This window comes from Nocardiopsis sp. NPDC006938, assembly GCF_042869555.1.
In the GTDB taxonomy this organism is placed as follows: domain Bacteria; phylum Actinomycetota; class Actinomycetes; order Streptosporangiales; family Streptosporangiaceae; genus Nocardiopsis.
In genome coordinates this window covers 1-13942 of sequence record NZ_JBIAGA010000021.1, presented here as the reverse complement: position 1 = coordinate 13942, position 13942 = coordinate 1, and the positions used below count along the sequence as shown (strand labels likewise).

The window sequence follows — 13942 nt, the reverse complement described above, 5'->3', positions numbered from 1 at the left end:
CATGTGCACACCACCATGGTGTGCGGTTCCCCGGATCGCGCGCTTCATGCGCCCAACCCGCGTCACTTCCCCGTAACGGCCGCTCAAACGGACGTAGGCGCACGTTCTCCGCGAACCCACCCACGTATCCCCGCCGCACGCGTTCGGCCACACAGAGCCATCTCACGCCCGTTCAGGCCGGTCACGGCCCCTGCGGGTGCGTGAACGGGCGGTCACACACCCGTACCGGGGCGGTGGGCGGCCCCCACCACGTCCGAGGCCCTGGACACTCCCCGCGCCTCCAACGCCTCGGTGAACTCGCGCAACACCCGCGCGCACGCGGACGGGTCGGAGAAGTTCACCGTCCCCACCCCCACCGCGCTGGCCCCCGCCGCCATGAACTCCAGGACGTCGGTTCCGGTGCGTACCCCGCCCACGCCGATGATCGGCACCTCGGGGAAGGCCTCGTGCACGCGGTACACGCACCCCACCGCCAACGGCCGGATCGCGGGGCCGGACAGTCCGCCCATCCCCCCGGCCACCGCCGGTCTCAGCGTCCTGGTGTCCACGCTCATCCCCCGCAGGGTGTTGACCATCGTCAGCCCGTCGGCGCGGGCCGCCACGCAGGCGCCGGCCAGCTCCACCACGTCGGGGACGTCGGCGGCGAGTTTGGCCAGGACGGGCACGTCCGAGCGCGCGTGCGAGCGCACCGTCTGGACCACCGTCGCGGCCTGGGCCGCGTCGTCGGCGAAGTGGCGCCCCGCCGGGTCGGCCGGGTCGGGACAGGACAGGTTCACCTCGATGGCGCCCACCCCCTCCGCCTCGGAGACCCGCCGAGCCAGCTCGCCGAACTCCGCCACGCCCGATCCCGCGATAGACACGATGGCCCGGCCTCCGCGCGAGAGCAGCCACGGCAGGTCGCGCTGGAGGAACACGTCCACCCCCGGGCCCTGCATGCCCGTGGTGCTGAGCATCCCGCTGGGAGTCTCCGCCATGCGCGGCGCGGGACGCCCCGCGCGCGGCTCCAACATCAACGACTTGGTGGTGACCGCGCCGATCTCCCCGATGTCGAAGAACTGCGACAGTTCACGCCCCGAACCCGCGCACCCGGCGGCGGTGACCACCGGGTTCGGGAGTCGCAGGGCGCCCAGCCTGGTCCTGAGGTCTGCGTTCACTGGCCTTCGCTCGCTCGTGGCCCCGGCGGCGGCTCCGCCCCGGGTCCTGTCGTGGCTCTGATGTGTCAGGCGATGTCGCGGGCCGACTCCACCGCGCGGGCGGAGCCGGACCCCTTCCACCCCGGGGCGCCCAGGGCGTCGAAGGGGATGGTGCCGACGTCGTCGAAGCGCACCTGCTCGCCCCGGAACACCGGGCCGTCCACGCAGGAGCGCACCATCCGGGTGATGCCGTCCTCCCCCACCACCGGGATCACGCAGGTCATGCAGATCCCGATCCCGCACGCCATGGTCTCCTCGACCGCGACCTGCACGGGGACCCCGTGGTTGCCGGCCACCTGGGTGACGGCCCTCAGCATCGGCATGGGACCGCAGGCGTACACCGCGTCCGAGCGGGCCTCCTCGATCACGCCGCCCAGGACGTCGGTGACCCTGCCCCGCGTACCGAACGAGCCGTCGTCGGTGGTGAAGGTCGCCGTCTCGGCGACCCGCCGGGCGGTGATGGCGCTGAACACCCGGTCGGAGGAGGCCGCCCCCAGCACGAAGTCGACCCGGCAGCCGCGCCTGCGCAGCGACTGCGCGAGCGGGAACAGCGGCGCGCTCCCGGACCCCCCGCCCACGAGCACGCAGTTGACCGGGTCGCGGGGCAGCGGGAAGGGGCGCCCGAGCGGACCGACCACGTCGAGCAGGTCCCGTGATCTTCGCTCGGCCAGCCAGGCCGTGCCGGTGCCGCGCACCGCGAACAGGAACTCGACGGTCCCCCCGTAGTCGGGCTTGACGTCGTGGATCGCGAACGGTCGGCGCAGCAGTGTGCTGGAGTGGTCCCTGCCGACGGCCACCGACACGAACTGCCCGGAGCGGAACCGTTCGGCGATGCCCGGGGCGACGACGGTGATGGCGTAGTAGGCGTCCACCCTGCGCACGTTCAGCACGGGGCACCTGGTCTGCACCGGTCCGTTGTCGCTCATGTCTGGTGGTGGCCTCTCTGGAACTCGCTGATACCGCCCGGGTGTCGCAGGGAGGACGCCCCCCGCGACACCCGGAAGACACAGCCTAGGAGCTCCGGCGGCTCTCCGTGAGCGACTGGGCGTGCTCCTGGAGGGAGCGCACCCCGACGTCGCCGCGGACGCGGGCCTCGATCGCCTGGACGGCGGCGGCCAGTCCCTGCACGGTGGTCACGCTGGGCACCGCGCGGGCGATGGCGGCGGTCCGGATCTCGTACCCGTCCAGACGGGGGCCGGACTGGCCCGCGCTGCCGAACGGGGTGTTGACGATCAGGTCGACGTCACCGTCGTGGATGAGCTGCACGATCGTGGGCTCCCCGTTGGGGCCGGTGCCCGCGCTGTGCTTGCGCACCACGGTGGCGCGCACGCCGTTGCGGCGCAGCACCACGGCGGTCCCCTCGGTGGCCAGGATCTCGAAGCCGAGGTCGGCCAGCCGCTTCACCGGGAAGATCATCGAGCGCTTGTCCCGGTTGGCGACCGAGACGAACACCCTGCCCTGGGTGGGCACGGAGCCGTTGACCGCCAGCTGGGACTTGGCGTAGGCCGGACCGAACCCGGTGTCCAGGCCCATGACCTCGCCGGTGGAGCGCATCTCGGGGCCGAGGATGGTGTCCACGCCCTCGCCCTCCTTGTTGATGAACCGGTTGAAGGGAAGCACGGCCTCCTTCACCGACACCGGGGCGTCGGCGGGCAGGTCGCCGCCGTCGCCCTTGGCGGGCAGCAGACCCTCGGCCCGCAGGTCCGCGATGCTGCTACCCGCCATGACGCGGGCGGCGGCCTTGGCCAGGGGCACGGCTGTGGCCTTGGAGACGAACGGGACCGTGCGGGAGGCGCGCGGGTTGGCCTCCAGGACGTTGAGGACGCCCGAGGCCAGCGCGTACTGGACGTTGAGCAGGCCCCGGACCCCGGTGCCGCGCGCGATGGCCTCGGTGGAGTAGCGGATGCGCTCGATGTCCTCGCTGCCCAGGGTGATCGAGGGCAGGGTGCACGCCGAGTCACCGGAGTGGATACCGGCCTCCTCGATGTGCTCCATGACGCCGCCCAGGTACAGGTCGGTCCCGTCGTACAGGGCGTCGACGTCGATCTCGATGGCGTCGTCGAGGAAGCGGTCGATCAGGACCGGGTGCTCCGGGCTGACCTCGGCGTTGCGCTCGATGTAGTCGGCGAGCATCCGCTCGCTGTAGACGATCTCCATGCCCCGGCCGCCCAGCACGTAGGACGGGCGGACCATGACGGGGTAGCCGATCTCGTCGGCGGCCGCCTTGGCCTGCTCGAAGGAGTAGGCCGTGCCGTACTTGGGCGCGGGCAGTCCGGCGTCGGCCAGGACCTTGCCGAACTCGCCGCGGTCCTCGGCCAGGTCGATGGCCTCGGGGCTGGTGCCGATGATGGGCACGCCCGCGTCCTTGAGTCGGCGGGCCAGGCCGAGCGGGGTCTGGCCGCCCAGCTGGACGATGACGCCGACGACCGGCCCGGCGGCCTGCTCGGCCCGCACGACCTCCAGGACGTCCTCCAGGGTGAGCGGCTCGAAGTACAGCCGGTCGCTGGTGTCGTAGTCGGTGGAGACGGTCTCGGGGTTGCAGTTGACCATGACGGTCTCGAACCCGGCGTCGGAGAGCGCGAAGGAGGCGTGGACGCAGGAGTAGTCGAACTCCACGCCCTGACCGATCCGGTTGGGTCCCGATCCCAGGATGATGATCTTGGGCCGGTCGCCGGTGGGGACCTCGGTCTCCTCGTCGTAGCTGGAGTACAAGTACGGGGTCTCGGCCTCGAACTCGGCGGCGCAGGTGTCCACGGTCAGGTAGACGGGGTGGATGCCCAGGGCGTGCCGGAGTTCGCGGACGACGTCCTCGTGCCGACCGGTGATCTCACCGATCTGGACGTCGGAGAAGCCGAGTCCCTTGGCCTCGCGGAGCAGGGCGGCGTCGAGCTTGGGGGCACCGGCCAGGACACGGGCCGTCTCCTCCAGGCGCAGCATCTGGTCGAGGAACCAGGGGTCGATCTTCGTGGCCTCGTGCAGCTCCTCGACGGTGGCACCGGCGCGGAAGGCCTGCTGGACCTGGCGGAGGCGGTGCTCGGTGGGCTGGGCGGAGCGGCGCAGGAGGTCGTCCTTGTCACCGGGCTCCCCGGCCCAGGTCAGGCCGACGCCGGCCTTCTCCAGGGAGCGCATGGCCTTCTGGAGCGCCTCGGGGAAGGAGCGGCCGATGGCCATGGCCTCGCCCACCGACTTCATGGTGGTGGTGAGGGTGGGGTCGGCGCCGGGGAACTTCTCGAAGGCGAAGCGGGGGACCTTGACGACCACGTAGTCGAGCGTGGGCTCGAAGCTGGCCGGGGTCTCCTTGGTGATGTCGTTGGGGATCTCGTCCAGCGTGTAGCCGACGGCGAGCTTGGCGGCGATCTTGGCGATCGGGAAGCCGGTGGCCTTGGAGGCCAGCGCCGAGGAACGGGACACGCGCGGGTTCATCTCGATGACGATGACCCGGCCGGTGGTGGGGTGGACGGCGAACTGGATGTTGCAGCCGCCGGTGTCCACACCGACCTCGCGGATGACCGCGATGCCGATGTCGCGGAGCTTTTGGTACTCGCGGTCGGTGAGGGTCATGGCCGGGGCCACGGTGATGGAGTCACCGGTGTGCACGCCCATGGGGTCGAGGTTCTCGATGGAGCACACGACCACGACGTTGTCGTTGGTGTCGCGCATCAGCTCCAGCTCGTACTCCTTCCAGCCGAGGATGGACTCCTCCAGGAGCACCTCGGTGGTCGGGGAGAGCGCCAGGCCCTGACCGGCGATGCGGCGGAGCTCGTGCTCGTCGTGGGCGAAGCCCGAACCGGCGCCGCCCATGGTGAAGGACGGGCGCACGACGACGGGGTACTGGAGCTCCTCGGCCGCGTCCAGGCACTCCTGGAGGGTGTGGCAGATGCGCGAGCGGGCGGACTCGCCGCCGATGCGCTCGACGATCCCCTTGAAGACCTCGCGGTCCTCGCCGGACTGGATGGCGTCGATGTTGGCGCCGATCAGCTCGACGTCGTACTTGGCGAGGATTCCGGCCTCGTGCAGGTCGACGGCGGCGTTCAGGGCGGTCTGCCCGCCCAGCGTCGGCAGGAGCGCGTCGGGGCGCTCCTTGGCGATGATCTTCTCGATCATCTCGGGGGTGATCGGCTCGACGTACGTGGCGTCGGCGATCTCCGGGTCGGTCATGATCGTGGCCGGGTTGGAGTTGACCAGGATGACCCGCAGGCCCTCGGCCCGCAGGACACGGCAGGCCTGGGTACCCGAGTAGTCGAACTCGGCCGCCTGCCCGATCACGATCGGGCCGGAGCCGATCACGAGGACGGATGAAAGGTCACTACGGCGCGGCATGCTCTGTTCCTCTTACTACTTGGCAGCCGGTGCGGGCTGGGCGGACATCAGGTCGACGAACTCGTCGAAGAGCTCGGCCGCGTCGTGGGGGCCCGCGGCGGCCTCCGGGTGGAACTGGACGCTGAACACGGGGCGGTCCAGCAGCCGCAGGCCCTCGACGACCTGGTCGTTGAGGCCGACGTGGCTGACCTCGGCCCGGCCGTAGGGGGTGTCGAAGGGCGTGTCGAGCGGGGCGTCCACGGCGAAGCCGTGGTTCTGGCTGGTGATCGCCACCCTCTTGGTCCGGGTGTCGATGACCGGCTGGTTGACGCCCCGGTGGCCGAAGGGCAGCTTGTAGGTGCCCAGGCCCAGGGAACGGCCCAGGATCTGGTTGCCGAAGCAGATGCCGAAGAGCGGCTTGCCGGCGTCCAGGACTCCGCGCATCGCCTCGACCGAGCGGTCGGCGGTGGCGGGGTCGCCGGGGCCGTTGCTGAAGAAGACGCCGTCGGGGTCGAGCGCGAGGATGTCCTGGGCGGTGGCGCCGGCGGGCAGGACGGTCACCCTGCACCCGCGCTCGGCCAGCCGCTGCGGGGTCATGGCCTTGATCCCGAGGTCGACGGCGGCGACGTGGAACCGGGTCGGGACGCCCTCGGGAGGCAGGACCTCGTAGGCGGAGTCGGTGCTGACCTCGGCGGCCAGGTCGGAACCGGCCATGCGGGGCTGCTCCAGGACGCGGGCGAGCAGCGCCTTCGGGTCGGTCTCGACACTGCTGACCGCCGCGCGCATGGCGCCCCGGTCGCGCAGGTGGCGGGTGAGGGCGCGGGTGCCGGTCAGCGCGATGCCGACCACTCCCTGACGGCGCAGCTCCTCGTCGAGGGTGCGCTCGGCCCGCCAGTTGGAGGGGATGCGCGCGGGCTCGCGGACGACGTAGCCCGCCACCCAGATCCGGCCGGACTCGGGGTCGTCGTCGTTGACCCCGGTGTTGCCGATGTGCGGGGCGGTCATCGCCACGATCTGGCGGTGGTACGAGGGGTCGGTGAGGGTCTCCTGGTATCCGGTCATCCCGGTGTTGAAGACGGCCTCCCCGAAGGTCTCGCCGGTGGCGCCGAAGGAGCGACCGTGGAACACACGACCGTCCTCAAGCACCAGGATCGCCGGACCGCCGGTCTCCTCGGACACGTTCTCCCCCTCTTCCGCTCCAGGTCGGACCTGGGCGCTCACTGCGTTCTGAGTGCTCAATTGATCTTCCCCTCCAGGACCGTGGGCACGCCGCGCAGGAAGGTGGCGCGGACCCGGCCGGGCAGGGTCATGCCCCGGAAGGGGGTGTTGTCGCTCTTGGTGACCATGGCCGCGCCGTCGACCGCGACCGGGGCCGCGGGGTCGTACAGGACGACGTTGGCGGGCTCGCCCTCGGCCAGACCCCGGCCGTGGTCGTCGACCCGGCCGATGCGGGCGGGGGCGGCGGACATGCGGTCGGCGACCTCGGCCCAGGTGAGCAGGCCGGTGTCGACCATGGTCTGCTGCACGACCGCCAACGCGGTCTCCAGGCCGACCATTCCCATGGCGGCGTTGGACCACTCGGTCTCCTTCGCCTCCTTGGGGTGGGGCGCGTGGTCGGTGGCGACGATGTCGATCGTGCCGTCCGCCAGCCCCTCCCGCAGCGCCTGGACGTCCTCGGCGGTGCGCAGCGGCGGGTTGACCTTGTAGATCGGGTCGTAACCCTCCACCAGGTCGTCGGTGAGGAGCAGGTGGTGCGGGGTGACCTCGGCGGTGACGTCGCAGCCGCGCGCCTTGGCCCAGCGGATGATGTCCACCGATCCCCGGGTGGAGACGTGGCACACGTGCAGGCGCGAGCCGACGTGCTGGGCGAGCAGGCAGTCACGGGCGATGATCGCCTCCTCGGCGACCGCGGGCCAGCCGGGCAGGCCGAGTCGGTCGGAGACGCGGCCCTCGTTCATCTGTGCGCCCTCGGTGAGGCGCGGCTCCTGGGCGTGCTGGGCGACGACGCCGTCGAAGGCCTTGACGTACTCCAGGGCGCGGCGCATGAGCAGGGCGTCCGACACGCAGATGCCGTCGTCGGAGAAGACCCGGACCCGGGCGGCGGAGTCGGCCATGGCGCCGATCTCGGAGAGCCGCTCCCCGGCGAGGCCGACGGTGACCGCGCCGACGGGGCGCACGTCGCAGTACCCGGCCTCGCGGCCCAGGCGCCAGACCTGCTCGACGACGCCGGCGGTGTCGGCGACGGGGTCGGTGTTGGCCATGGCGTGCACGGAGGTGTAGCCGCCCATGGCGGCGGAGCGGGAACCCGTGGCGACGGTCTCGGCGTCCTCGCGTCCGGGCTCGCGCAGGTGGGTGTGGAGGTCCACGAGGCCGGGGAGGGCGACCAGGCCGGTGGCGTCCACGACGTGGGCGTCCTCGGGGGCTTCCAGGTCCGGGCCGATCGCGGCGATCCGGCCGTCGGAGAACAGCAGGTCGACGGGGTCGCCACCGAGCGGTCGGGCGCCCCTGATCAGGTACGGTCCGGTGTTTTCGGGCATGAAGGTGTCGGCTTTCTCGTGTTTCGTGAGGTTCGTGGGGCCGCCTGGGCGGGGCCTCGGACGCGGCGGGCTCGCTCGTGCGGCTCTCGCGCGTCCGGGCGCCGTTCCTCTAGGAGCCGCCGAGGAGCAGGTAGAGCACGGCCATGCGCAGGCTGACGCCGTTGGCGACCTGCTCGGTGACGGTGCAGCGCGGGGAGTCGGCGACCTCGGCGGAGATCTCCATGCCCCGGACCATCGGGCCGGGGTGCATGACGATCGCGTCGGAGGGCATCCGCCCCAGGCGCTCGCCGTCGAGCCCGTAGTTGCGGCTGTACTCGCGTACGGAGGGGAAGAACGAGTCGCGCATGCGCTCGGCCTGGACCCGCAGCATCATGACCACGTCGGACTTGGGCAGGACGTCGTCGAGGTCGTAGGAGACCTCGCACGGCCAGGTGTGTACCGAGACCGGCAGCAGGGTGGGCGGCGCGACCAGGGTGACGTGCGCGCCCAGGGTGGTGAGCAGCAGCACGTTGGAGCGGGCGACCCGGCTGTGCAGGATGTCGCCGACCACGGCCACGCGCAGGCCGTCGAGACGGCCCATGCGGTCGCGCATGGTGTAGGCGTCCAGCAGGGCCTGGGTGGGGTGCTCGTGGGTGCCGTCGCCGGCGTTGAGCACGGAGCCGTCGACCCAGTGCGAGAGGCGGTGGGGTGCTCCGGAGGCGCCGTGCCGGATGACGACGGCGTCGGCTCCCATCGCCTGGAGGGTGAGCGCGGTGTCCTTGAGGCTCTCGCCCTTGGAGACGCTGGAGCCCTTGGCCGAGAAGTTGATGACGTCGGCGGACAGGCGCTTGGCGGCCAGTTCGAAGGAGGTGCGGGTGCGGGTGGAGTCCTCGTAGAAGAGGTTGACCACGGTGCGTCCGCGCAGGGTGGGGAGCTTCTTGACGGAGCGGTCCCCCACCTGGGCCAGCTCGGCGGCGGTGTCGAGGACGAGCGTGGCCTCGTCGCGGCTGAGGTCTCCCGCGGAGAGCAGGTGGCGCATCAGGCGTCCCCTTCCTGGGTGTCGGCGGGGGACGCGGTGCCCGAGCGCGGCTTCGAGGGGCCGAGGAGCACGGCGTCCTGGCCGTCGGTCTCGTCGAGCAGGACCGTGACGCTCTCGCGCAGGGAGGTGGGCAGGTTCTTGCCCACGTAGTCGGCGCGGATGGGGAGTTCGCGGTGGCCCCGGTCGACGAGGACGGCGAGCTGCACGGCGCGGGGGCGGCCGAGGTCGCCGAGGGCGTCGAGGGCGGCGCGGACGGTGCGGCCGGAGAAGAGGACGTCGTCGACGAGGACGACCACGCGGTCGTCGAGCCCGCCGGCGGGGATCTCGGTCCGGCCCAGGGCGCGGGCGGGCGCCAGGTGCAGGTCGTCGCGGTACATCGTGATGTCGAGCGAGCCGTGGGGGACGCTGAGGTCCTCGACGCGCTCGATGCGGCGGGCCAGGCGTTCGGCCAGCGGTACGCCGCGTGAGGGGATGCCCAGGAGGGTGACGTGTTCACCGCCCTTGGTGCGTTCGAGCACCTCGTGGGCGATCCGGGTCAGGGCCCGGTTGATCTCGTTGCCGTCCAGGACGGCCCTGGTGCCTTCGGGGACCTCGGGGGTCTCCGGTACCTCGGGTGAGGGAGCCGGAACCGCTGGCCCCGCGTCACCTCTGGTGGGTTTTCGCGCACGCAAAGTAGTGACCCCTTCCCTGCCTCACAGAACAGGTCGTTAAAGGATGTCGATCGGGGCCACGCTACCAGCGCGGACGAAGGGCCCTCCGGGCGCGTTCCACACCCCGAGACCGTCAATGTGATGCTAGTCACAAAGACCCCCGCCAATTGCCCAGCTAAGAGTATCCGTATCATGACACTCCGGATTTGCACACCATTCGGACGAATCACGAAATTCCCTGTAGGGGCGGGCTTTCCGACCTCCGATCGCGCCCCGCTCGCCCGCACTCCTCCCAAAATGAGAGGCGTCTCACCTACGCACGGTTTGGCCACTGATTAGTCGCGTTTCACACCAACGGCTTGACCTGGACACCAGCCCCCCTCTACCGTCACTGTCTGTAACCACTACCGGGTGGGGTTGCACCCCGTGACCATCCGCTGGACCGCTCAGGCGGCCCGCCGAGTACGAGCGGACGTCTCCCCACTCACGCCAGCCACCGTCACGGCCGGGAGCGACAAGAAGATGCCATCCGAATACGCCAAGTCCCTCGGTGCGCGACTGCGTGCCATCCGCACCCAGCAGGGCCTGTCCCTGCACGGGGTGGAGGAGAAGTCCCACGGACGCTGGAAGGCCGTCGTGGTGGGCTCCTACGAGCGCGGTGACCGCGCCGTCACCGTGCAGAAGCTGGCCGAGCTGGCCGACTTCTACGGGGTGCCGATGTCGGAGCTGCTGCCCGGCGGCGCCGCGCCCACGCCCCTGGGTCCCACACCCAAGCTGGTCATCGACCTGGAGCGTATGCAGCAGCTCCCGCAGGAGAAGGCCGGGCCGCTCTCCCGCTACGTCGCCACCATCCAGAGCCAGCGGGGCGACTACAACGGGCGGGTGCTGTCCATCCGCCAGGAGGACCTGCGCTCACTCGCGGTCATCTACGACAAGTCGCCGGGCGACCTGACCGAGGAGCTCATCAACTGGGGCGTCCTCGACCCCGAGGCCCGTCGGGCCGTCGACGCCTTCTAGGAGACGCGACCGGCGGGACCTCCCGAACGGGAGAAGGCCGGGCACCCCCGAGGGGGCGCCCGGCCTTCCGCGTGCCCGGACACCGGGCCGAGACGGACGCGGCCGGGCCGGGGCTTCCCCTCCCCGACCCGGCCGCGCCGTACCCGCCGGCGGACCGGCGGAGCCAGTCGAACGCGTGTTCGACCAAGGACAGTTAACACTCTCTCCGGGGCACGCGTCAAGAAGCGCCGGCCCCGGCCGGGACCAGCGGCGACCCCGGCGCGCGCCCTAGGGTGGGTGCGTGGCAGACCGCACCGAGTTACGCGCCCTCGCACCCCCCGCGTTCACGCACGCCGTGCCCGCACTGCTGGAGATCTACGAGGCGGCCATGCGCCCGCCGACCGAACAGCTGCCCGGGCGGGCGGCGGTGATGGTCTCCCACGCCGGCTACCCCGGGTTCGCCTCGGTGGTGGCCGTGGAGGGCGAACGCCCCCTCGGCTTCGCCTACGCCTTCCACGGCCGCGAGGGGCAGTGGTGGCACGACGTGGTCACCGAGGGGCTGCGCGACCACGGCCGTTCACGCCACGCGCGCCGGTACCTGGCCGACCCGCTGGAGATCGCCGAGGTCCACGTGCTCCCGGAGGCGCAGAACCGGGGCCTGGGCCGCTCGCTCCTGCACGCGCTGTGCGCGGGGCGCCCGGAGCCGACCGCGGTGCTCTCCACCCGCACCGGCCCCTCGCCCGCGCGCCACCTCTACCGCTCGTGCGGGTTCGTCGAGGTGCTGGAGTCCTTCTCGTTCCCCGGCTCCCCCGACCAACCGTTCTCGATCATGGCCGCGCGGCTTCCGCTCCTCGGGCCCGGCACCCGGCGACCTCGTGGTAGATCTCCCTGGTGGCCGTGGACTGGTTGAAGGTGATGAAGTGGATGCCCGGGGCTCCCTCGGAGAGCAACCGCTCGCACATGCGCTGGGCGTGTTCGATCCCGAAGGCGCGCACCGCCGCCTCGTCGTCGCCGAACCGCTGGAAGCGCTCGGCCAGGGCGGGCGGGAACGGCGCTCCGGAGAGCTGCTCCGAGCGCGGGATGGAGGCGAGTTTCACCACGGGGAAGACCTCGGGGATGATCGGCACCTCACAGCCGCGCGCGGCCACCCGGTCGCGCAGGCGCAGGTAGTCCTCCGCGTCGAAGAACATCTGGGTGATGGCGTAGTCGGCCCCGGCCTCGCACTTGCGCACGAAGTGGTCGGTGTCGGTCTCCACGTCCGCCGAGCGCGGGTGCTTGAACGGGAAGGCCGCCACGCCCACGCAGAAGTCGCCGCTCTCCTTGAGGAGCCGGACCAGGTCCTCGGCGTAGGTGAGGCCGTCGGGGTGTCGGACCCACTCGCCGTCGGGGTCGCCGGGCGGGTCGCCGCGTACGGCGAGCATGTTGGACACGCCCGCGTCGGCCAGACGGCCAATGAGGTGGCGGAGCTCGGCGACGGAGTGGTCCACCAGGGTCATGTGCGCGACCGGCATCAGCGTGGTGTCGGTGGCGATGCGCTCGGTGGTCTCCACCGTGAGGTCGCGGGTGCCGCCGCCCGCACCGTAGGTGACCGAGACGAAGGACGGGCCGAGGGCCTCGATCTCGCGGATCGCGCGCCAGAGCCGCTCCTGGGCCCGGGCGTTGCGGGGCGGGAAGAACTCGAAGGAGAACATCGGCTCGCCCGAGTCCAGGAGGTCGCGGATATGACGCGGCCTGGAGGCCGGGGATCGGGACGCCACGGGGCGGGTCGGTGCAGCCAACATGACTCCAACCTTAGGCGAGACCCTCGATCCCCCGGACGGCGTGTCCCACTTCGTGAGACAGAAACCGCCGATTCTCTCCATTTCCCAGAATGCGAGACAACAAAAGGCACACAGGGAACGTTCTTCTCTCATTCTGGACAACACGGGTCTCAGTGAACCCCTGCCCGGGAACCACACCCCGTTCCCCCGATCCGGGGGAAGCGCGCGCGAACCAGCCGCTAATGTGCAGGGTATGGCCCTCTCCTCATCTTCCTCAGCCTCCTCAGCCGTGTCCGTCGTCCGCGCCGACGTGGACCGCGAACTCACCTCCTTCTGCTCCGCCCACCGCGAACGGCTGCTGGAGATCGGAGAGGAGCTGGCCCCGGCCATGGACTCCCTGGAGGCGATGCTCTCCGGGGGCAAGCGCCTGCGCCCCACCTTCGCCTACTGGGGGTGGCGCGGGGCGGGCGGCGCCGCGGGCGACGCGCGCATGGTGCGGGCCGCCGCCTCCCTGGAGTTCCTCCAGGCGTGCGCCCTGGTCCACGACGACGTGATCGACAACAGCGACACCCGGCGCGGACGCCCCGCCACGCACAAGCGCATGGCCAAGCTCCACGCGGACCACGGCTGGAGCGGCGACAGCGACGGGTTCGGCGAGGGGGCCGCGATCCTCATCGGCGACCTGTGCCTGGCCTGGTCCGACGAGATGTACCAGGCCAGCGGGTTCTCCCCCGACACGCTCCAGGGCGGCAGGCCCCCCTTCGACGCGATGCGCACGGAGGTGATGGCCGGGCAGTACCTGGACACCCTGGAGCAGGTCCGCGGCACCGCCACCCGTGAGGCCGCACTGCGCGTGATGCGTTACAAGTCGGCCAAGTACACGGTGGAGCGGCCGCTCCACCTGGGCGCCGCACTGGCCGGGCGGCACACGGAACTGGCCGGTGTCTACACCGACTACGGCATCCCGCTGGGCATCGCCTTCCAGCTGCGGGACGACGTGCTCGGGGTCTTCGGCGACCCGGGCACCACGGGCAAGCCCGCGGGCGACGACCTGCGCGAGGGCAAGCGCACCCTGGTCGTGGCCGAGACGCTGGCCCGCTCCGACGAGGCCGACGCCGAGCGCTTCCGCGGCCTGCTGGGCGCGCCCGACCTCGCCGTGGACGCGGTGGAGTGGATGTGCGCGCTGATCGAGTCCTCGGGGGCGCTGGCCGCCTGTGAGTCGATGGTCGCCGAGTACGCCGACCAGGCCCTGGCCGCCCTGGAGAGCCCCGAGCTGGACGCCTCCGCCCGTGGTCCGCTCGGCGACCTGGTGGTGGCCGCCACCCGGCGCTCGCACTGACCCCGTCCCGGTGCGGGCCCGGCCGGGCCCGCACCGGAGTCCCGCCCCCGAGGCCCCTAGATGAGTAATTCCCAGGGGTGCGTGGTCTGAGCATGAGGCGAGGGAGCCCATGGTCTTGTTGTGACGCAACACCTGAACTCCCTCGCCCAA

11 protein-coding genes are annotated in these 13942 nt (G+C 71.5%); 3 read left to right on the top strand and 8 right to left on the bottom strand.

Annotated features, from left to right (window positions below; all coding sequences use genetic code 11):
• Positions 1 to 212: 212 nt before the first annotated feature.
• From ACFYL4_RS24295 to pyrR, 7 genes are all read right to left on the bottom strand, one after another.
• Positions 213 to 1154 (bottom strand): dihydroorotate dehydrogenase, encoded by a 942-nt coding sequence (locus ACFYL4_RS24295; RefSeq protein ID WP_387521364.1) that lies wholly within the window; start codon positions 1152 to 1154, stop codon positions 213 to 215.
• A gap of 65 nt (positions 1155 to 1219) precedes the next feature.
• Positions 1220 to 2119 carry a dihydroorotate dehydrogenase electron transfer subunit gene (locus ACFYL4_RS24290; RefSeq protein ID WP_387521361.1) on the bottom strand — a complete coding sequence of 300 codons (900 nt, stop codon included), beginning with the start codon at positions 2117 to 2119 and terminating at the stop codon, positions 1220 to 1222.
• Positions 2120 to 2204: 85 nt separating this feature from the next.
• Positions 2205 to 5513, bottom strand: a complete 3309-nt coding sequence (carB, locus tag ACFYL4_RS24285; protein WP_387521358.1) for a carbamoyl-phosphate synthase large subunit — start codon at positions 5511 to 5513, stop codon at positions 2205 to 2207.
• A 15-nt stretch (positions 5514 to 5528) separates the two neighbouring features.
• Complete coding sequence (carA, locus tag ACFYL4_RS24280; RefSeq protein ID WP_387521423.1) at positions 5529 to 6671, bottom strand: glutamine-hydrolyzing carbamoyl-phosphate synthase small subunit; 1143 nt, start codon at positions 6669 to 6671, stop codon at positions 5529 to 5531.
• 56 nt (positions 6672 to 6727) lie between these two features.
• Entirely contained in the window at positions 6728 to 8029 is a 1302-nt protein-coding gene (locus ACFYL4_RS24275) for a dihydroorotase (RefSeq protein ID WP_387521355.1), read from the bottom strand.
• A gap of 109 nt (positions 8030 to 8138) precedes the next feature.
• A complete protein-coding gene (locus tag ACFYL4_RS24270) occupies positions 8139 to 9047 on the bottom strand; it encodes an aspartate carbamoyltransferase catalytic subunit (RefSeq protein WP_357769638.1) in 909 nt (302 codons plus the stop codon).
• Positions 9047 to 9718 (bottom strand): bifunctional pyr operon transcriptional regulator/uracil phosphoribosyltransferase PyrR, encoded by a 672-nt coding sequence (gene pyrR / locus ACFYL4_RS24265; protein WP_387521352.1) that lies wholly within the window; start codon positions 9716 to 9718, stop codon positions 9047 to 9049. Before pyrR ends, ACFYL4_RS24270 begins: the two co-directional genes overlap by 1 nt.
• Positions 9719 to 10219: 501 nt before the next feature.
• On the opposite strand from pyrR, the gene ACFYL4_RS24260 reads away from it, so the two are divergent.
• A complete protein-coding gene (locus tag ACFYL4_RS24260; RefSeq protein WP_013154123.1) occupies positions 10220 to 10714 on the top strand; it encodes a transcriptional regulator in 495 nt (164 codons plus the stop codon).
• Between the two features lie 280 nt (positions 10715 to 10994).
• Positions 10995 to 11603: a GNAT family N-acetyltransferase gene (locus ACFYL4_RS24255; RefSeq protein WP_387521347.1), complete on the top strand. Its 609-nt coding sequence runs from the start codon at positions 10995 to 10997 to the stop codon at positions 11601 to 11603.
• Here the strand turns inward: ACFYL4_RS24255 and metF are convergent.
• Complete coding sequence (gene metF / locus ACFYL4_RS24250) at positions 11521 to 12384, bottom strand: methylenetetrahydrofolate reductase [NAD(P)H] (RefSeq protein WP_387521421.1); 864 nt, start codon at positions 12382 to 12384, stop codon at positions 11521 to 11523. The genes ACFYL4_RS24255 and metF overlap by 83 nt on opposite strands.
• Positions 12385 to 12706: 322 nt before the next feature.
• Between metF and ACFYL4_RS24245 the strand changes: the two genes are divergently transcribed.
• Positions 12707 to 13792: a polyprenyl synthetase family protein gene (locus ACFYL4_RS24245; RefSeq protein ID WP_357770064.1), complete on the top strand. Its 1086-nt coding sequence runs from the start codon at positions 12707 to 12709 to the stop codon at positions 13790 to 13792.
• Positions 13793 to 13942 lie beyond the last annotated feature (150 nt).

Excerpts from the sequence above, each read along its gene's own strand:
- ACFYL4_RS24290 (WP_387521361.1), bottom strand. The coding sequence starts at position 2,119 with ATGAGCGACAACGGACCGGTGCAGACCAGGTGCCCCGTGCTGAACGTG.
- carB (WP_387521358.1), bottom strand. The coding sequence starts at position 5,513 with ATGCCGCGCCGTAGTGACCTTTCATCCGTCCTCGTGATCGGCTCCGGC.
- ACFYL4_RS24275 (WP_387521355.1), bottom strand. The coding sequence starts at position 8,029 with ATGCCCGAAAACACCGGACCGTACCTGATCAGGGGCGCCCGACCGCTC.
- ACFYL4_RS24270 (WP_357769638.1), bottom strand. The coding sequence starts at position 9,047 with ATGCGCCACCTGCTCTCCGCGGGAGACCTCAGCCGCGACGAGGCCACG.
- ACFYL4_RS24260 (WP_013154123.1), top strand. The coding sequence starts at position 10,220 with ATGCCATCCGAATACGCCAAGTCCCTCGGTGCGCGACTGCGTGCCATC.
- metF (WP_387521421.1), bottom strand. The coding sequence starts at position 12,384 with ATGTTCTCCTTCGAGTTCTTCCCGCCCCGCAACGCCCGGGCCCAGGAG.
- ACFYL4_RS24245 (WP_357770064.1), top strand. The coding sequence starts at position 12,707 with ATGGCCCTCTCCTCATCTTCCTCAGCCTCCTCAGCCGTGTCCGTCGTC.